The sequence below is a fragment of the Cellulosimicrobium sp. AB352 genome (assembly GCF_049538415.1).
Classification (GTDB): Bacteria; Actinomycetota; Actinomycetes; order Actinomycetales; family Cellulomonadaceae; genus Cellulosimicrobium; species Cellulosimicrobium funkei.
The window spans coordinates 55,607-73,326 of record NZ_JBMVFX010000006.1; the positions used below are offsets into that span (position 1 = coordinate 55,607).

Annotated in this window: 17 protein-coding genes; 11 read left to right on the forward strand and 6 right to left on the reverse strand. The window is 73.7% G+C overall.

All coding sequences use genetic code 11. From position 1 onward, the window contains the following. Positions 1 to 3: 3 nt before the first annotated feature. Complete coding sequence (locus ACPCUX_RS05945) at positions 4 to 1,251, reverse strand: saccharopine dehydrogenase family protein (protein ID WP_423388360.1); 1,248 nt, start codon at positions 1,249 to 1,251, stop codon at positions 4 to 6. 127 nt (positions 1,252 to 1,378) lie between these two features. Between ACPCUX_RS05945 and ACPCUX_RS05950 the strand changes: the two genes are divergently transcribed. Next, positions 1,379 to 1,534: a hypothetical protein gene (locus ACPCUX_RS05950; RefSeq protein WP_423388361.1), complete on the forward strand. Its 156-nt coding sequence runs from the start codon at positions 1,379 to 1,381 to the stop codon at positions 1,532 to 1,534. Between the two features lie 141 nt (positions 1,535 to 1,675). Beyond that, on the forward strand, positions 1,676 to 2,719 hold the full coding sequence (locus ACPCUX_RS05955) for a restriction endonuclease (protein WP_114553658.1): 1,044 nt from the start codon (positions 1,676 to 1,678) through the stop codon (positions 2,717 to 2,719). 67 nt (positions 2,720 to 2,786) lie between these two features. Here ACPCUX_RS05955 and ACPCUX_RS05960 read toward each other — a convergent pair whose 3' ends face one another. The 3 genes from ACPCUX_RS05960 to ACPCUX_RS05970 all read right to left on the reverse strand — a co-directional run bounded on the left by ACPCUX_RS05960 (position 2,787) and on the right by ACPCUX_RS05970 (position 5,246). Beyond that, complete coding sequence (locus tag ACPCUX_RS05960; RefSeq protein WP_114553657.1) at positions 2,787 to 3,677, reverse strand: HNH endonuclease; 891 nt, start codon at positions 3,675 to 3,677, stop codon at positions 2,787 to 2,789. Positions 3,678 to 3,781: 104 nt separating this feature from the next. Next, complete coding sequence (locus ACPCUX_RS05965) at positions 3,782 to 4,435, reverse strand: response regulator (RefSeq protein ID WP_423388362.1); 654 nt, start codon at positions 4,433 to 4,435, stop codon at positions 3,782 to 3,784. A 73-nt stretch (positions 4,436 to 4,508) separates the two neighbouring features. Continuing rightward, entirely contained in the window at positions 4,509 to 5,246 is a 738-nt protein-coding gene (locus tag ACPCUX_RS05970; protein ID WP_415297337.1) for a FadR/GntR family transcriptional regulator, read from the reverse strand. Positions 5,247 to 5,481: 235 nt separating this feature from the next. Between ACPCUX_RS05970 and ACPCUX_RS05975 the strand changes: the two genes are divergently transcribed. From ACPCUX_RS05975 to ACPCUX_RS06010, 8 genes are all read left to right on the forward strand, one after another. Continuing rightward, positions 5,482 to 6,480: a zinc-dependent alcohol dehydrogenase gene (locus ACPCUX_RS05975; protein ID WP_423388363.1), complete on the forward strand. Its 999-nt coding sequence runs from the start codon at positions 5,482 to 5,484 to the stop codon at positions 6,478 to 6,480. After that, positions 6,477 to 7,061, forward strand: coding sequence for a TRAP transporter small permease (locus ACPCUX_RS05980; RefSeq protein ID WP_074803496.1), 585 nt, complete (start codon positions 6,477 to 6,479; stop codon positions 7,059 to 7,061). The genes ACPCUX_RS05975 and ACPCUX_RS05980 overlap by 4 nt, the downstream gene beginning before the upstream one ends. Before the next feature lie 3 nt (positions 7,062 to 7,064). Further along, positions 7,065 to 8,321: a TRAP transporter large permease gene (locus tag ACPCUX_RS05985; protein ID WP_074803495.1), complete on the forward strand. Its 1,257-nt coding sequence runs from the start codon at positions 7,065 to 7,067 to the stop codon at positions 8,319 to 8,321. A 95-nt stretch (positions 8,322 to 8,416) separates the two neighbouring features. Further along, complete coding sequence (locus ACPCUX_RS05990; RefSeq protein ID WP_423388364.1) at positions 8,417 to 9,424, forward strand: TRAP transporter substrate-binding protein; 1,008 nt, start codon at positions 8,417 to 8,419, stop codon at positions 9,422 to 9,424. 104 nt (positions 9,425 to 9,528) lie between these two features. Continuing rightward, positions 9,529 to 10,779, forward strand: coding sequence for a 3-oxo-tetronate kinase (gene otnK, locus ACPCUX_RS05995; RefSeq protein WP_423388365.1), 1,251 nt, complete (start codon positions 9,529 to 9,531; stop codon positions 10,777 to 10,779). After that, a complete protein-coding gene (locus ACPCUX_RS06000; RefSeq protein WP_144722152.1) occupies positions 10,776 to 11,429 on the forward strand; it encodes a class II aldolase/adducin family protein in 654 nt (217 codons plus the stop codon). The genes otnK and ACPCUX_RS06000 overlap by 4 nt, the downstream gene beginning before the upstream one ends. Positions 11,430 to 11,450: 21 nt before the next feature. After that, the gene (gene mug, locus ACPCUX_RS06005) at positions 11,451 to 12,032 is read left to right on the forward strand and encodes a G/U mismatch-specific DNA glycosylase (protein WP_144722151.1); all 582 of its coding nucleotides are present in this window, start codon (positions 11,451 to 11,453) and stop codon (positions 12,030 to 12,032) included. Positions 12,033 to 12,206: 174 nt separating this feature from the next. Beyond that, positions 12,207 to 14,390: a family 43 glycosylhydrolase gene (locus tag ACPCUX_RS06010; RefSeq protein WP_423388366.1), complete on the forward strand. Its 2,184-nt coding sequence runs from the start codon at positions 12,207 to 12,209 to the stop codon at positions 14,388 to 14,390. Between the two features lie 131 nt (positions 14,391 to 14,521). Here ACPCUX_RS06010 and ACPCUX_RS06015 read toward each other — a convergent pair whose 3' ends face one another. After that, positions 14,522 to 15,733, reverse strand: coding sequence for a sensor histidine kinase (locus ACPCUX_RS06015; protein ID WP_423388367.1), 1,212 nt, complete (start codon positions 15,731 to 15,733; stop codon positions 14,522 to 14,524). 438 nt (positions 15,734 to 16,171) lie between these two features. On the opposite strand from ACPCUX_RS06015, the gene ACPCUX_RS06020 reads away from it, so the two are divergent. Then, positions 16,172 to 17,071: a DUF4352 domain-containing protein gene (locus ACPCUX_RS06020; RefSeq protein ID WP_423388368.1), complete on the forward strand. Its 900-nt coding sequence runs from the start codon at positions 16,172 to 16,174 to the stop codon at positions 17,069 to 17,071. Positions 17,072 to 17,197: 126 nt separating this feature from the next. Here ACPCUX_RS06020 and ACPCUX_RS06025 read toward each other — a convergent pair whose 3' ends face one another. Then, entirely contained in the window at positions 17,198 to 17,671 is a 474-nt protein-coding gene (locus tag ACPCUX_RS06025) for a hypothetical protein (protein ID WP_423388369.1), read from the reverse strand. Between the last annotated feature and the right edge of the window lie 49 nt (positions 17,672 to 17,720).

A 17,720-nucleotide genomic window follows, 5' to 3' on the forward strand; every position in this document is an offset into this window, starting at 1 on the left:
TCGTCAGCGGTTGGTGGTCACCGTCGTGCCGGCGGCGCGGGTCGCGGCCAGCAGTGAGTGGAGGCCGAACGCCTGGACCGGGCCTAGCGCTCCCGTCCCGTTCGTCTCGCCGACCGCCGCCCGCGTCGCGCCCCACGCGAGGTAGTGGGCCGTGAGGTCGTACGCGTCGGGGCCGTCGAGTCGCGCCCGGCGCAGCACCTCGCGGTCGGCATCGCGCGCCACCGCGAGCACGTGCGTGCGCGACGCCGCGCGGGCCGCCTCGTCCGGCCCGCCGCTCGACCCGCTGCGCGAGCGGGCGAGCCGCCGCAGGCCGTCGCCCAGCCCGGGGACGCGCAGCGCGGCCGTCGCGACCGCCGTCGCCACCGGCGCGAGCCGCACCGCGGGACCGGACACGCCCAGCGCCACCTCGACGTCGCGCAGCCGCGGCGCGAGGCCGGGCAGCGTGAACGGCTCGGTCCCACCCGCGGTGACACCGCGCACGCGCCGTCCGGGGCCGACGTCGAACGTGACGACGCGCGCCGCGACGCGCTCGGCCCGGAGACCGCCGTCGCGCCACGCGTACGACGGCTCGAGCGCCGTCTCCAGCGCGCTCACGCGCGTGCCGCCGCTCACGCCGCCGCCGGTGGGGAAGTAGCCGATCTCCAGACGCGCCGCGTCGGCGCCCTCGTCCTGGAGCGCGAGCGCCCCCGCGAGGTTGCCCGGCACCCAGTCGTGGCCGAACGCCGTGAGCAGCGCCGCACCCGTGCGCCGGGCGCGCGGCCCGAGCTCGTCGAACACGCGCCGGATGAACGCCGGCTCGCCCGTCGAGTCCAGGTACACCGCGCCCGCGTCGATCGCGGCCTCGACCGCCGGACCGCCGTGCCGCCCGAACGGCCCGACCGTCGAGATCAGCACGTCGCCCGGCCCGACCAGCGCACGCACGGTCCGCGCGTCGTCGACGTCCGCGACCGTGGTCTCGAGCGGCGTTCGCGCAGCGGTGTCCGACGGCGGGCTCCCGGCCTCAGGCGAGCCCGCGGGCTCGGCGCGGTGGCGGGCCGCGGACGGTGCCGTCGCGGTCGGTGCCGTCGCGGCTGGTGTCTCTGAGGCGAGGTCGGCGGCGAGCGCCTCCAACCGGTCCTGGGACCGACCCGCGAGCACGGGCCTCGCGCCGCGGGCCACGAGCTCGTGCGCGACGAGCGTGCCCGTGTAGCCCGTCGCGCCGAGGAGCACGACGCGGCTCGTCGCCGGGGGAGGGGTCGGGGCGTCGGTCATGGGGTCACCTTTCGCCGGAACCAGGGATCCCGCGAGACTACGGAGCGGTGCCGGGGCTCGCGCGTCGGCGGGATGCCGGCCGCTCCCTCCCCGCGCTCGCCCGCGGCCCGCGTGGTGTCCTGGCGGTATGGAATCAGAGCCCGACGAAGAACCGCGGCGCGGGGGTGGTGGGCGGCCCGACGGGCCGCGGCCCGGTCTCGTGGGCGTGCTGTGGTGCGTCGTCGTGATCCTGGCCGTGCTGGTGGTGGGCGTCGCGATCGGAATATCGAACGGTGGCGGCTGACAGTTCGTGACGGCGTCGACTGTTAGCCGACAACCGCCGCCGTGGTCATCAGTTGTGTTGACCTGCCGTGACGCGCCGGCCACGAGCCCTACTTGTGCGCAATGAGTGCTGACTTCTGGCAGGCTCCTCGCGGGAGGTGTCATGTCGGCAGCGTGGGTTGTTCGGTCGGGCAGGTACGGAGAGCGCGACCAGTGGGCGATCGATAACGGAGTATCAGGAGGGGGATGGCGAGAGGTCCCCGACCTGACGTCATGTCGGAGCCGACAGGATGTCGCGGCGGTCATCGCCGACACCTATCCCGAGCTGGGTCCGCCCGCACAAGCCAACTACACCGGGCAAACCTGGGCGCTGCGGGGCCGTATCAAGGTCGGTGACCTCCTGGTGATGCCACTCAAGACGACCAAGCAGATCGCTATGGGTCACGTGACGGGCGGATACGAGTACCGCTCGCAGGAAGCGGACCCCGAAAAGCGGCACGTCGTACGTGTCGACTGGAAGGTCACTGACCTTCCGAGGTCGGCGGTCAAGCAGGATCTCCTCTACTCCCTCGGGAGCGCACTCTCGGTTTTTGCGCCGACGAAGGGGCATGCCATCGAGAGGCTTCGTGCTCTCCTGGCGCGGGGAGAGGACCCCGGTCAGTTGCCCTTCGTGCCCGCGGGCCGTGCGGGAGGCAGTGCACGCGACGCGGACGACGTAGACGAGCCGGAGCTCCACACAGACATCGTTGAAGTTGCGCGGGACAGGATCACAGCGCGTATCGCCGAGGAGTTCGCGGGGCACGATCTTGCCGCGCTCGTGACGGCGGTCCTCGAGGCTGAGGGCTTCGTGTGCACGATGTCTCCCCCTGGAGCCGATCGGGGCATCGACATCGTCGCCGGCCGAGGGCTTCTGGGGATGGAGTCGCCACGGATTATCGTCCAGGTGAAATCCGGTGGGCAAATCTCCGAGATGGTCGTTCGCGATCTCAACGGAGTAATTCATGCTCAAGGGGCTGAACAGGGACTGCTTGTTGCATGGGGCGGCCTGACCAAGTACGCGCGAGACGCTGTGTACGGACAGCAGTTTCGTATTCGTGTCTGGACGGCGGAAGACGTGATCGATGCGGTGACCCGGGTGTACGACGATCTACCCGAGGACATTCGCGCGCGCTTGCCGCTCAAGCAGGTGTGGATGTTGGCCGAGTAGTTCGCTTGGCGATGGGGTTGCCTCTCTGGCTCTCGGCTGGTGAGCCCTCGTCAGGGGCCGGTGGGGCTCAGGGGCGCGCCTCGAAGTGCGTGAACCGCCAGGCCAGGAGGTCGGGGTCGGGCAGGTCTGTCTTTCTGCGGGGCACGTTGATTCGTCGACCGTGCATCTCCTGGAGCCCGTGCTTGAGCATCGGACCATCGATCTCCCGGAGCAGATCGAGTGCGATGCGGACCTCGTAGTCGGGGGTGACGCTGAGCATGTTCTGGTCGTACGCGGCGTGATGGATCTTGCAGAGGGCGAGTCCGTTGTTCACGGTCGGCAGTCCATGCTCTTCGCTGTCCGGGACGATGTGCGCGGCGTCGAGCAGCGCCCCGTGCTTGAGCTCGCAGATCGCGCACCGGGTCTCGTAGGCGACGAGGACGCGGGTGCGGAACGCCGGCTGGTGCAGTCGCTGCTTGGCGAGCCGGAGGGCGTACTCCCGCTGCGGGGTCGTGAGGTGGGCCGGGTCCGGGATGAACCGGAAGGCCTCGTCGAGGGCGATGAGGAACTGGCTGTTCTCCGGCTCGTCGTCCACGACGTACACCGGTGCGACCGGGGTGTAGATGTTCGGGACTTCCTTGCGGAACAGGATGAGCGGCATCCCGCTCGTCATCGCCTCGCGCAGCTTGCGGTTGTCGCCGCTCCACGGGTCACCGGCGCGGTACGCGTAGTGGAGGAGACCGTCGTCGGACTCGGTGTCGTCGTACGGTCCGCTCGCCGAGCTGACGATCGACAGCGTCGAGGAGAAGCTCTGCGGGTTGCGGATCCCGCGCGAGTAGTCGATGACCGGCAGCTTGCGGCCGTCGATGTGGAAGTCGAGCAGCTCGTCCCGGTGGAGGAACCCGCCGTTCGCCTCGGCCCGCTCGTGCACCCACTGGATGATGCGTGTGCGCAGCGCGGCTTCGACGGCAGAGTCCATGCCGGCAGCTCACCAGGCGGCCCGCGAACGGGCAAGTGTCCGTCGGGTGAACTTCGCCGAGAGTGCCCGTTTCGTCTGACCGGTTCGACAGTTCCCGCCAGGGGCTACGCGCTGTTCCCAGCGGACTGCGACACCAGCACCGCGAGCTGCACCCGGTTCGTGACCCCGAGCTTCGCGCTCGCCGCGGAGAGGTGGGTCTTCACCGTCGCTTCGCTGACGTACAGCCGCTGCGCGATCTCGGGGTTGGAGAGGCCCTGCGCGACGAGTCGCGCGACGTCGAGCTCGCGCTCGGTGAGGGTCGCGACCTGCTGGGCGGCCTCCCTGCGCCCCGCCGCACCGGGCGCGGCGGTGACCTGCGCCATGACGACGCGCGCCGCACGGGGCGACAGCGCGCCGTCGCCGGCAGCGACGGCGCGGACGGCAGAGACGATCTCGTCGGGGGACGCGTCCTTGGCGAGGAACCCGGACGCCCCGGCGTGGACGGCGTCGAGGATGCTGGACTCGGTGTCGAACGACGTCATGGCGATGACGCCGGGCGGGTCGGGGAGCGCCTGCACGGCGCGCGTCGCCGTCACGCCGTCGATGCGGGGCATGCGCAGGTCCAGGAGCACGACGTCGGGGTGGTGCGCCTGGACGGCCGGCACGACCTGGTCGCCGTCGGCGGCCTCGGCGACGACCTCGATGTCGTCTGGCCGCAGGATGGTTCGCAGCAGCCGTCGCACCATCGGGTCGTCGTCGACCACGAGCACCTTGATCACGCCTCGACCCTAGCGGCGCGCGCCCACGGCGCGTCCGCCGCGACCGCCGCACCGCCCGTCGCCGCGACCGCCGTCAGGCCGGCGCGCCGTCCTGGTGGCGCACCCACGTCTCGCGGACCTCGGTGAGGTGGTCGAGCATCGCGGCGCGGGCGCCGTCGGCGCGGTGCGCGTCGAGGTTGTCGACGATCGCGCGGTGCGCGCGCGTGACGACGTCGATCCGGCGCGGGTCGTAGGAGAACGTGGCGATGCGCGTCTCCATGAGCCCTTCGCCGAGCACGTCGTAGAGCATGACGAAGAAGTCGTTGCCGGTCGCGACGGCGAGCCCGCGGTGGAAGGCGTAGTCGTTCTTGGACGCGGCGACGATGTCGTCGGCGTGCCCGGGGAGCTGGTCGACGAGGTCGGCGAGGCCGGTGAGCGCGGCGTCGTCGATGCGTTCGGCGGCGATGCCGGCGACGGCGACCTCGAGCGTCGCGCGGACCTCGTGGAGCTGGAGGTAGGGCACGTTCGGGCCGTGGTGGAGGAACATCTGGAGCATCTGGCCGACGTCGTCGATGCTGGTGCGCCCGACGCTCAGGCCGGAGCCGGGCGTGGCGGTGACGATGCCCTTGGCGGTGAGGGCGCGCACGGCCTCGCGCACGACGGTGCGGGAGACGCCGTAGGACTCGCAGAGCTCGCGCTCGGAGGGCAGCCGGTCGCCGGGCTGGAGCTCGCGCGCGAGGATGTCGTCGCGGATCGCGTCGGCGACCTGATCGGAGAGTCGGCGCTGTCGCACGATGCCGCTCGTCGGCAGCGTCGCATCGGGCTCGGGCACCGTTCCTCCTCGGGGTGACGACCGCGCCATTCTGCCTCACGGGGGCCGCGACCTGCCCGGACGCGGTCCCTGCTCACGGTCGTGAGACGGGGTTGGCTCAACTGGTATGACAGGATACAGTCACTCAACCTGCTGAGCCGAGCGTCCGACGTCGGGCACCCGTTCCGGCAGGTCTCCCCTCACCCGCACGCAGAGCAACGCGGCTTCCCAGTCGCGGGGAAAGAGCTGTTCCACGATGCGCGCCATCAGATTCGAGACGTCCGGGACCGCCCACGTGGTCGACATCCCGCGCCCGGTCCCCGGCCCCGGCGAGGTCCTCCTCGCCGTCACCTCCACGGGGGTGTGCGGCTCCGACCTGGCCGCCCTCCGCGGCACCCACCCGTTCCGCGTCCCGCCGCTGATCTCCGGCCACGAGGCCGGTGGCCGCGTCGCCGAGGTCGGCCCGGACGTCGCCGACGTGTCCGTCGGCGACCGCGTCGTCGTCGACCCGCAGCGCCCGTGCGGCACGTGCGACCTGTGCACGACGGGCGGCTACCACCTGTGCGCGAGCAAGCAGATGCTCGGCGTCGCCGAGTGGGACGGCTCGTTCGCCGAGCACGTCGTCGTGCCCGCGTACACGCTGGTCCCCGCGCCCGACGGCGTCGCGGACGAGCACCTCGCGCTCGCCGAGCCGGTCGCGGTCGCGGCCCACGCCGTCGCGCAGCTGGGGGAGCGGCGCCGCGGGCGCGCGCTCGTGCTCGGCGGCGGCACGATCGGCGCGCTCGTCGCGCGCGTCCTCGCCGACGGCGGCAGCACCGTGGTCGACGTCGTCGAGCCGCGCGAGCACGTCCACGAGGTGCTGCGCGCGGTCGGTGCGACGGGCGTCCACCGGCCCGACGCCGCGCTCGAGCGCGGCTCGTACGACGCCGTCTTCGTCGCCGCGGGCGTGCCCGCGCTCGTCGAGCGCGCGTTCGAGGCCGTCGCGCCCGGTGGCGCGATCGTCCAGGTCGCGGTGTTCAACCAGCCCGTGCCGGTCCCGGTGGGACAACTCCAGGTGCGCGAGATCGCGCTGCTCGGCACGGCCATGTACACGAAGGACGACTTCCGCACCGCGCTCGACGTCCTCGCGCGCCACCCCGGGCTCGCCGACGTGCTCGTGTCCCGCACGACCTCCCTGGAGGAGGGCGCCGCCATCACGACGACCATGGCCGCCGAGGGGCCGGGCGACATCGTCAAGCTGGTGATGGTCCCGTGAGCGCGGCCCGCGCCGTCCGCGGCGTCCTGTCCGGCGCCGAGCGCGCGCTGTTCGTGGTCTCGGGCGTCGCGATCACGCTCGTGAGCGCCGTCCTCGTGCTCCAGGTCTTCATGCGGTACGTGCTCAACAGCCCGACCGTGTGGTCCGAGGAGTTCGCGACGCTCGCGTTCGTCTGGTGCGTCATGACGGCGATCCCGGTCGCGGTGCGCCGCAGCGAGCACATCGCGGTGACGCTGCTCCTCGACCGCCTGCGCGGGAAGGTGCGCCGCGCGTTCGTCGCGCTCGGCTACGCGCTCTCCGCGGGCCTGTTCGGCCTCGTCGCCGTCTACGCCGCGATGATGCTCCCGACGGGCGCGCGCCAGCTCATGACCGGCCTGACCATCGCGACGGGCACGGACATCACGCTGCTCGCCATGTACGTCGTCGTGCCGATCGGCATGGGCTTCTCCTGCGTCTACGCGGTCGAGAAGCTCGTCGAGGCGCTGCGCGGCGACTTCGACACCCCCGACGACGCCGTGGAGGCGAACATCGCCGAGGCGGAGCAGCTCGTCGCGCCCACCTCCCAGGACAAGGACGTCTGACCCATGCCCCTCATCCTCGGAGGGCTCCTCCTCCTCATCCTCGTCATCGGCGCCCCGGTGGGCGTCGCCGTCGGCCTCGCCTCGTTCGCGAGCCTCGCCGCCGAGGGCGTGCCGCCCGAGGTCGGCGCCCAGCGGTTCGTCGCCGGGATGCGCTCCTTCCCGCTCCTCGCGATCCCGCTCTTCGTGCTCGCCGGGTCGCTCATGAACGCGGGCGGCGTGACCCAGCGCCTCATCGACTTCGCCTATGCGATCGTCGGCCGCATCCGCGGCGGGCTCTCGGCCGTCAACGTCCTCACCAACATCACGTTCGGCGGCATGTCCGGCTCGGCGGTCGCGGACGCGTCGTCGGTCGGCCGCCTCCTCATCCCGCAGATGCTGCGCCGCGGCTACGCGCCCGGCGACGCGGCGTCGGTCACCGCGACGGCGTCGATCGTCGCGCTCGTGCTCCCGCCGAGCATCACGATGATCATCTACGGCGTCGCCGCCGAGGTCTCGATCAGCGCGCTGTTCTTCCACGGCCTCTACATCGGCCTCGGGTTCGGCCTCGTCTACCTGGTCACGGGCTGGCTCGTCGCCCGCAAGAAGGGCTACCCGGCCGAGCGGGGCGTGGGCGCGCGCGAGCTCGTGCGCACCGCCGCCAAGGCACTCCCGGCGCTGCTCATCCCGGTCGTCGTGCTGGGCGGCATCCGGCTCGGCGTCTTCACCGCGACGGAGGGCGGCGCGGTCGCGGTCCTCATCGCCGTGATCCTCGGGGTCGTCGTCTACCGCGAGCTGTCCTGGCAGCGCGTCGTCAAGGCGATGCGCGAGACGACGATGCTCGTCGCCGCGATCATGCTCATCATCGCGATGGCGCAGGCCTACTCCTGGGCGCTCGTGACCGGCGGCACGCCGCAGATCGTGGCCGACGCCGTGCTCGGGCTCACGGACAACGTGCTGCTCATCCTCTTCGTCGCCAACGTGATCCTGCTGCTCATCGGCACGGTCGTCGAAGGCAACGCGGCGATCATCATCTTCACGCCGATCCTCCTGCCGATCGTCACGGCCGCGGGCGTCGACCCGGTCCACTTCGGGCTGATCGTCGTCATCAACCTCGCGATCGGGCTCATCACGCCGCCCGTCGGGATCAACCTGCTCATCACGAGCCGGATCGCCGGGATCTCGGCGGAACGGGCGCTGCGCGACATGCTCCCGTGGCTCGGGGTCTCGATCGCCCTGCTGTTCCTCGTCACGTACGTCCCCGTCCTCACCGGCATGTACTAGCCGGCGCGACGGTCGACACCCGCCACCGGCACCAGCACCCCGGCGGGCGAGGGCGTCCCGCGCCCTCGCCCGCCCCGCACACGAAGGAGCTTCCCGTGGGGAAGAGAACCACCGCGCCGCACCGTCGCGTCGCCGCCCTGGTCGTCGCGAGCGCGCTCGCCCTCGGCGGCTGCACGGCCACGACGACCGACCCCGAGCCCGACCTGCTGCTCCGCCTCGGCCACTCGTACGGCGCCGGGAGCCTGCAGGACCGCGCCGCGAACCGGCTGTCCGAGCAGGTCGCCGACGCCTCCGACGGCCGCGTGACGATCGAGGTCTACCCCGCCTCCCAGCTCGGGAGCTGGGAGGACATGCAGGAGGGTCTGGAGTTCGGGGCCGTGGACATCGTCGTCGAGTCCGTCGGCTCGCTCGAGCGCTACACCGACCTCGCCGCGATCGAGGGCGTGCCGTTCCTCTACGAGGACGAGGACCAGTTCCTCGAGGTCTGGGACGGCCCGCTCGGCGACGAGATCATCGAGGCCATCCGGGAGGACTCCGGGTTCCTGCTGCTCGGCCAGATGTACCGCGGCGGGCGCGTGCTCAACACGCAGCGTCCCGTCACCGAGCTCGCCGACGCGCGCGGCCTCAAGCTGCGCGTCCCGACCCAGCAGACCTACCTCGACACGTGGCACGCGCTCGGCGCGAGCCCCATGCCGCTCGCGCTCAGCGAGGTCTTCCCCGCGATCGAGCAGGGCGCGGTCGAGGGCCAGGAGAACCCGATCGACGTCGTGCGGTTCAACTCGTTCTACGAGGTCGCGCCGCACGTCACGCTCACCGAGCACGTGTTCGGCAACTTCCACTTCCAGGTCTGGGCCGACGCCTACGAGGGCTGGCCCGACGACCTCCGCGCGATCGTCGACGCCGAGATCGACGACGTCTCCTCCTGGTACCGCGAGACGTCGATCGCCGAGCGGCAGGAGAACGTCGACTTCCTGGTCGAGCGCGGCGTCGAGCTGCACGAGGTCGACCGCGCCGAGTGGGCGGAGGCCTCGTCCGAGGTGCTCGACCACGTCGACCCCCAGGTCGTGGAGTGGGCCGAGCGCATCCGCTCGGGCGACGCGTGACGCCGTACCGCGGCCCCGAGCCGCGTCGGCGCGTCGACCGCGCCGGCCGCGCCGGCCGCGCCGCCCGCGACGACCGACGACCCGACCGACCAGAGGAGACACGGATGCGCGGCGCGATCGCCGACGACTTCACCGGGGCGACCGACCTCGCCGGCAACTGGAGGGCCCGTGGTCTGCGGACCGCCGTCGTGCTGGGCGTCCCGGGCCCGGACGACCTCGCGGGCCTCGCCGACCACGACGCCGTCGTGGTCGCGCTGAAGATCCGCTCCGTGCCCGCCCCCCAGGCGGTGGAGCAGGCGCGCGCGGCCTACCGTGCGCTCGCCGCGCTCGGCGTCACGCAGGTCTACGACAAGTACTGCTCGACGTTCGACTCCACGCCCGAGGGCAACATCGGGCCCGTCGCGGACGCGCTGCTGGAGGAGACCGGCGCGCGCAGCGCCGTCGTCGTCCCGGGCTTCCCGGACGCGGGCCGCACCGTGTTCCGCGGCCACCTGTTCGTGGGGGACGAGCCGCTCGACCGCAGCCCCATGAAGGACCACCCGCTCAACCCCATGTGGGACTCGCGCGTCGCGAACCTCCTCGCGGCGCAGACCGCGCACCCGGTCGCCGAGGTGCCGGTCGGCGTCGTGCGCGCCGGCGAGCAGGCGCTGCGGGGCGCGATCGTCGCGGCCGAGGCGCAGGGCGCGCGGTACGTCGTCGTCGACAGCATCGACAACGACGACCTCGCCGTCATCGCCCGCGCGACGTCCGACGCCCCGCTCGTCACGGGCGGCTCCGGGCTCGCGCTCGGCCTCGACCCGACGGGCGCGCCTCTCGGCGACATTGCCGCCGTCCCGGGCCGACGCGCGGTGCTCGCGGGCAGCGCGTCGCGCGCCACCCAGGCGCAGGTCCGGGCGGCCCTGCCGCACCTGCCGCACCAGAAGGTCGACGTCGCGGCGGCGCTCGCGGACCCGGGCGCGGAGGTCGAGCGGCTCCTCGCCTGGGCGCGCGAGCGCTGGGCGGAGCAGCCCGACCGGCCGGTGCTCGTGTACTCCGTGGGCGAGCCCGACGACGTCGCGCGCGGGCGTGCGGTGACCGCCGACGCCCCCGCCGTGGTCGAGCGGCTGTTCTCCGCGCTCGCGCCGCGGCTCGCGGAAGCGGGCGCGACGCAGCTCGTCGTGGCGGGCGGCGAGACGTCGGGGAGCGTCGTCCAGGGGCTCGGGGTGCACGTGCTCGAGGTCGGGCAGCTCCTGAGCCCGGGCGTGTCCTGGCTGCGCGGTCGCCGCCGCGGGGCCGACGACGTCAACCTCGTCCTCAAGTCGGGCAACTTCGGCACCGAGGACCTCTTCGTCACCGCGTGGGAGGAGCTCGCATGAGCGACCTGGTCGAGGAGCTGCTCGCCGCCGGGCGGGGTCTCGCCGCGAGCGGGATGTCGCCCGGGACGTCGGGCAACGTGTCCGTGCGCGTCGGCGACGAGGTGCGCCTGAGCGCGAGCGGCACGTCCCTCGCGACCCTCACCGCCGAGCAGATGGCCCGCACGACGCTCGACGGCACTCCCGTCACCGAGGGCGACGGCCCGACGCCGCGGCCCACCAAGGAGTGGCCGCTGCACCTCGCGATGTACGCGCGCGACCCGGAGTACCGCTGCGTCGTGCACCTCCACTCGCCGAGCGCCGTCGCGGCGTCGTGCCTCGCTCCGTGGCGCGAGCACACGGCGTTCGCGCCGGTCACGCCGTACGTCGTCATGCGCGTGGGCAACGTGCCGCTCGTGCGGTACGCCGCGCCGGGCGACCCGGCGCAGGCCGAGCGCGTGCGGGGGAGCGCGCTGCGCTTCCACGGCGCCCTGCTCCAGAACCACGGGTCGATCGCGGCCGGGCGCACGGTCGCGGAGGCCGTCGACCGCGCGGTCGAGATCGAGGAGGCGGCGCGCGTCCGGCTGCTGCTCGGGGACCGGCTCGACGCGCGGCTCCTCACCGACGACGAGGTGCGCGAGCTCGTCGAGGCGTACGGGCAGCCCTGGGGCTGACGTCCGGGCGAGGATGGTCCGGTGCCGACCGACCCGCCGTACGCGCGCCCGACCGCCGACGACCTCGCCGCCGCGCGCGGCCGTGAGATCGAGGACTGGCTGCGGCCTGACCTCGACGTGCTGTTCTGCGGGATCAACCCCGGGCTGTACTCGGCGGCGGTCGGGCTGCCCTTCGCGAACCCGGGCACGCGGTTCTGGAAGGCGATGCACGAGGCGGGCTTCACCGACCGCGTGCTCGGGCCGTGGGAGCGCGACGCGTTCCTCGACGCCGGGCTGGGGATGACGAACGTCGTGCGACGGGCGACCGCGCGGGCGGACGAGCTGACGCCGGACGAGATCGTCGCGGGCGGACGCCGCCTCGTCGAGACGGCGGAGACGTACCGGCCGCGGTGGGTCGCGGTGCTCGGCCTGGGCGCGTACCGCACGGCCTTCGCGGACCGTCGCGCCGCGACCGGCCCGCTGGAACGGCGCGTCGGCCCCGCGCGGGCGTGGCTGCTCCCGAACCCGAGCGGCCTCAACGCGCACCACACGGTCGCGACGCTCGGCGCGGCGTACGCGGAGCTGCGCGTCGCCGCGGGGCTGCCGGACCGCCGTCGGGCGTGAGCGCCGCGCGGGGCGAGCCGAGCTGTCGCCGTCCGCGCGTGCCTCGGCCGCGACATCCTTCTTGTTGACTCTTGCGAGAAGTTGTTGACTTGTGTGAATCGGCCCGGGAGACTCGAGGTCCCGAGGTCGACGCCGTCCCGGGTTCTTGCCCCCTCACCGTCGAGGAGACACCCCATGAAGCTCTCCCTGTCCCGGGCGCGCACGCGTGCCACCGCTGTCACGGGTGCGCTCGTCGCGCTCGGGCTGGTGGTCTCGGGCGCCGCCGCCGCGACCGCCGCCCCGTCGGCGGCGCCCGCTGCACCCGCCGCTGCACCTGCCGCCGTCGCCCCGACGATCGCCCCGGTCGTCGACGCCAACTTCCCCGACCCGGACGTCCTGCTCGTCGACGGCGTCTACCACGCCTACGCGACGAACGACCAGGGCCGGAACGTGCAGCACCGCACCTCGACGGACCTCGTCACGTGGAGCGCGCCCACCGACGTCGCGCCCGACCTCGGCGCGTGGGTCAGCGAGGCGTGCACGTTCTCGCCGGGCGGCGCGACCGACCGCTGCGTGTGGGCGCCCGAGGTCGCCGCGGTCGAGGGCGGGTACGCCCTCTACTACACGGCGCGCGACGCGACGTCGCCGCGCCAGTGCATCGGCCTCTCGCTCGCCGACTCGCCCGAGGGGCCGTTCGAGCCCGTCGGCGACGACCCGTTCGTCTGCCCCAACGGCGAGGACGGCACCGAAGACCTCGGGGGAGCGATCGACGCCGGGACGTTCGTCGACGGCGACCAGCTCTACCTGCTGTGGAAGGCCGACGGGAACTGCTGCACCGGCAAGACGGCGATCATCTTCGCCCAGCCGCTGTCGCCCGACGGCACCACCCTCACCGGCCCCGCCACCGAGCTGATCCGCGTCGACACGGCGTACGAGGGCCGCGTCGTCGAGGCGCCGACCGTCGTCGAGCGCGACGGCACCTACTACCTCTTCTACTCGGCGAACGACTTCTACGGCGGCGCGTACCGCACGTCGTACGCGACGGCGCCGAGCCTCGACGGCCCGTGGACCAAGGCGACGACGGAGCTCATGACGAGCGACCGCTTCCAGGGCGACGTGCGCGGGCCGGGCGGGCAGGACGTCGTCACCGCACCCGACGGCTCGGACGCGATCGTCTTCCACGGCTGGAACGCGGCGTTCACGTACCGCGCCATGTACGTCGCGGACCTCGAGTGGTCGGCCGACGGCGTCCCGTCCGTCCCGCAGGCGTCCGACCGCTACCAGGCCGAGGACGGCGTCGTGACCAACGCGCGCGTCGTGGCCGACGGCGGGGCGTCGGGCGGGGCGAAGGTCGGCGGCCTGGACTTCGCGGACTCGTCGGTGACGGTCGAGGTGCACGCCGACGCGGCCGGGCCGGCGCTGCTCGGCATCCGGTTCGCGAACGGCTCGCAGGACGGCGCGGCGCGCGTTCCGTCCACCGGGACGCTGGCCGTGAACGGCACGGTGACGGAGACCGTCGTCTTCCCGCACACCACGTGGGGCAACTGGCAGACGTCCGAGCACCTCGTCGACCTCGTCGCCGGAACCAACACGATCACGCTGACGCGCGCGACGTTCTACACCGAGCTCGACGCGTTCGACGTCTACCCCGCGACGCGCGACCCGCGCCCGTCGGCCCCGCCGGTCATCCCGTCCGACGCGACGCGGTACGAGTTCGAGGACGGCGTCATCACGCGCGGCTCCGTCGGGAGCGCCGCCGGGGCGTCGGGCGGGCAGAAGGTCGGCGGGCTCGACTTCCTCGACAGCTCCGTCGCCCTCCAGGTCCACGCCGACGAGGCCGGTCCGTACACGCTCGGCGTGCGGTTCGCGAACGGCTCCGAGCGCGGCGGGTACACGCTGCCGTCGTCGAGCACCGTCACGGTGAACGGCGCCGACGCCGGGGTCGTCACCTTCCCGCACACCACGTGGGGCAACTGGCAGTCCGTCACGCACCAGGTCGAGCTCCAGCAGGGCTGGAACACCGTCGCGCTGACCAAGCTCACTTGGTACACCGAGCTCGACGCGCTCGACGTCTTCCCGGCCGAGGTGCCGCCCGTCGACCCGCAGGTCACCGTCACCGCGCAGCCTCGCTGCCTCGGTGGCACGCCCTATCTCGCCGTCCGCGCGACGAACGACGGCGACGAGACCGTCGCCCTCGCCGTCACCACCCCGCACGGCGAGCGGGCGTTCGCCCAGGTGGACCCGGGCAAGAGCGCGTACCAGTCGTTCAAGGTGCGCGGCGGGGCGCTCGAGGCGGGCGAGGCGCTCGTGGCGGTCACCGACGTCGCCGGCACGACGACGGAGGTGACGGCCGCGTACGACGCGCTCACCTGCGCGTAGCCGCCTCCTGACCAGCAGACCGCGGTGCCGCCCGGCCGATGGGCGGCACCGCGGTCGTGCGTCCGGGCCGGAGCGACAGGTCCGCGCGCCCAGGGCTGCGCCACAGGTCGAGGCGGGGGATCGTGCGGCGGTCAGCCCCGGGGACGGTCCCACGGCAGGTGGGCCCGGACGACGAACCGGCCGTCCTCGACTCCCGCCGAGAACGTCCCGGCGAGCGCCTCGCAGCGTTCGCGCATCCCGACGATCCCGGTGCCGCTGCCGGGGACGCCCAGGGCGTCCGCGGTGAGCGCGTTGCGGACCGTGAGGTCGACGCCGTCGCCGGGCCGGGCGCGCACGTCGACGTCCGCGCGGGCGCCCGGGGCGTGCTTCATCACGTTCGTCAGCGCCTCCTGCACCACCCGGTACACCGCGCGCGTGAGCGCCGGCGGCGCGGAGTCCGCGTCCGTGACGAACACCGTCGCGGCGAGGTCGACGCCCGACGAGCGCGCCTCGTCGAGCAGCGCGGCGAGGTCGCCGAGCGCCGGGGCGGAGCCCGTGTACTGCTCCGCGCCGTCGCGCAGCGACGTGATGAGCGCCCGCATCTCCTCAAGCGCGCGGTGGGCGGACAAGCGCATGGTCCGGGCGGCGTCGGCCACCTCCGGGTCCTCGGTCGTCACCTCGAGCGCCGACGCCTGCAACGACATGACCGACAGGTTGTGCGCGACGGTGTCGTGCATCTCGCGCGCGATGAGCTCGCGCTCGTCCTGCCGCGACAGCTCGGTGCGCAGGTGGTCGGTCTGGCTGCGCAGGTCCTCCGCGTGCGTGCGCAGCGTCTCGGCGCGACGGGTCTCCACGGCGGCGGTCTGCTCGGCGACGTGCGCCCGGCCCGCGTAGCGGCGGACCAGTCCCGCGCCCACCGAGAGCGCGACGAGCAACACCCCGATGACGACGTAGCCGGCCGGGGGAAGGTAGGTGGTCTCCCCGCCGGTGGCAGGCGTGAAGGAGAAGATCACCGAGTCGCCAGGTCGTGCGGCGTCGCGCCAGAACGACGCGGCCACGGCCGCCGCGGTGGCCGCCACCGACCCGAGGAGCGCCGGACGCCGGTCCTCGCGTGCGAGGACGAACGGCAGCGCGAGGAGCGGGGCGAGCGCGCCGACGGGTGTGAGGATGCCTGCCGCGGCGGTCCCGAGACAGACGGCGACGGGGTGGCGGATACGCCAGATCACAGCGGCGGAGACGCACGCGGCGAGGACAAGCCACAGGATCGAGAGCCCGAGCTGGCCCCCGCTCAGCTCCTGGCCGTGGCGTGCCGAGTCGAACGACAGGCCGACGATGCCGACGAAGAACGTCGCGGCGACCGCCACCGTGGTTCCTGCGCCGGACCAGAACCGCCGCGCCCGCCCGGGGGCGGGGGCCGCCGTCGGGCGCGCGCCGCCGACGGGGTGCGGCGGAAGGTGGCCGATGTGGGCACCTGCGGCGGCCGGGCCGGTCGGCGCAGCCGGCCGGGTGGGCCCGGGATACCCGGGTGGCGGGGCGCCCGGGTGGCCGGGCGCCGGGTAGCCCGGTGGAGGCGCGGCGCCCGGCGGCACCGCGGGGCCGCCCGGCTGCTGCGGCGGGGGGTACATGCGGCGAGCATACGCACGGGCGCCGACGCCCGGCCTCCGCCGACCGGCTCGCGCGACCGGCCCGGATCTCCTCCGGTCGGACGGCCCGGACGAGCCGGTCGGGCGATCCGCCGGACGGTGCCGCGCGGCCACGATCGTCCTCGAACGCAGCGACCACGACGCACCGAGGAGACCACGATGTCCGCACCCCACGAGGGCCAGCGCCCCGACCAGCCGGGCGCGTACCCGGCCCAGCCCGGCCCGACGCCGCCCCCGGGCCAGCCCTACTCGTCGCCCCTCGGGCCGGGCGCCCCCGGAGCAGCCGGCCCGACGCCGCACGCCCCCCACCCCGGTCAGGCGGGCTGGGCCGGTCAGCCGGGTCAGCCGGGTCAGGAGGGCTGGGCCGGTCAGCCGGGTATCCCGGGCCAGCCGGGCTTTTCGGGACAGCCGAGTCAGCCGGGTGCGGCCGCGTTCGCGGGGCAGGCGCCGGGTGTCCCGCCGCGCAAGAGCTGGTTCGCGCGGCACAAGATCCTCACGGGCCTCGGGGTGGTCGTGATCCTCACCGTGATCGGGGCCGCGCTCGGCGGCGGGGGAGGGGACGAGCCCGAGGCGCCGGCACCGGTCGCGGGGTCGAGCGCTTCGCAGGACCCCGCCGAGCCCGCCCCCGAGGCGCCGGACGAGGAGCCCGCTCCGGAACCCGCGGCGGCCGTGGTCGGCACGCCGGTGCGCGACGGCAAGTTCGAGTTCACCGTGACGTCCGTGGAGACGGGGGTCCCCACCGTCGGGGACGAGTTCCTCAACGCGCAGGCGCAGGGCCAGTTCGTGCTCGTGCACGTGACGGTGACGAACATCGGCGACCAGGCGCAGATGTTCGACGGCAGCAGCCAGAAGCTCGTCGACACCGCCGGGCGCGAGCACTCCGCCGACACCAGTGCGGCGATCTACCTCGGCGACGCGAACTCGTTCCTCACCGACATCAACCCGGGCAACAGCGTCGAGGGCACCGTCGTGTTCGACGTCCCCGCCGACGCCGTCCCCGCGAGCGTGACGCTGCACGACTCCTTCTTCTCCGGTGGGGTCGAGGTGTCGCTCGGCTGAGCGCAGGCGCCCTCTCCCGCGCCGCCGCGACGGGCCGGAGCCACGGACGGACACGGTCCCGCGCTCGCTGCACCGCCGCGCATCCCGCACCCGGACCTCGGGGGCAGGGGTGCGCGGCGGTGCGCGTCAAGCGCCTGGGAGGTCGTCGGTCACCAGGCGCGACCTGGCCTCGTAGACCTGGAGCGGGTCGGCCGCGCTCGTCGTCGTCGCGGTGCCCGTGACGTCGGTCCAGCTCGGCGTGCCGGTGATCCGGAACTGCCCGGACCACGTCGTGGTCAGCGTGATCGTCACCCGGTCCGCCGGCTGGCCGTACGTGTGCGCGACGGTGTGGTGCGGGTACGCGGCGCCCGGGTCGGTCGTCGTCACCGGACCGCTCCCGTCGCCGTAGTCCCAGGTGAACGACCGCGGGGTCGCCCGGATCTGGACCGGGATGCCGAGCAGCGTCGTGTCGAGCACCTGCTCCTCGGGCTCGGTGTAGGTGATCGTGGGCACGTTGACCACGGTCCAGCCGTCCGGCGGCTGCACGACGACGGGCGAGGGCGCGAGCGTCAGGGTGGCGAGGGCTCGCGATGCCTCGTCCGCGAGGTCAGCTGGCGTCACGCACGACTGGTCGGCCACGGGTGCGCCCGCTGTCGACCACTCGCCAGGC

Coding starts and splice junctions, on each gene's coding strand:
- ACPCUX_RS05950 (WP_423388361.1), top strand. CDS start 1,379: ATGGAATCAGAGCCCGACGAAGAACCGCGGCGCGGGGGTGGTGGGCGG.
- ACPCUX_RS05985 (WP_074803495.1), top strand. CDS start 7,065: ATGCCCCTCATCCTCGGAGGGCTCCTCCTCCTCATCCTCGTCATCGGC.
- ACPCUX_RS05975 (WP_423388363.1), top strand. CDS start 5,482: ATGCGCGCCATCAGATTCGAGACGTCCGGGACCGCCCACGTGGTCGAC.
- otnK (WP_423388365.1), top strand. CDS start 9,529: ATGCGCGGCGCGATCGCCGACGACTTCACCGGGGCGACCGACCTCGCC.
- ACPCUX_RS06020 (WP_423388368.1), top strand. CDS start 16,172: ATGTCCGCACCCCACGAGGGCCAGCGCCCCGACCAGCCGGGCGCGTAC.
- ACPCUX_RS05945 (WP_423388360.1), bottom strand. CDS start 1,251: ATGACCGACGCCCCGACCCCTCCCCCGGCGACGAGCCGCGTCGTGCTC.
- ACPCUX_RS05960 (WP_114553657.1), bottom strand. CDS start 3,677: ATGGACTCTGCCGTCGAAGCCGCGCTGCGCACACGCATCATCCAGTGG.
- ACPCUX_RS06000 (WP_144722152.1), top strand. CDS start 10,776: ATGAGCGACCTGGTCGAGGAGCTGCTCGCCGCCGGGCGGGGTCTCGCC.
- ACPCUX_RS05955 (WP_114553658.1), top strand. CDS start 1,676: ATGTCGGCAGCGTGGGTTGTTCGGTCGGGCAGGTACGGAGAGCGCGAC.
- ACPCUX_RS06010 (WP_423388366.1), top strand. CDS start 12,207: ATGAAGCTCTCCCTGTCCCGGGCGCGCACGCGTGCCACCGCTGTCACG.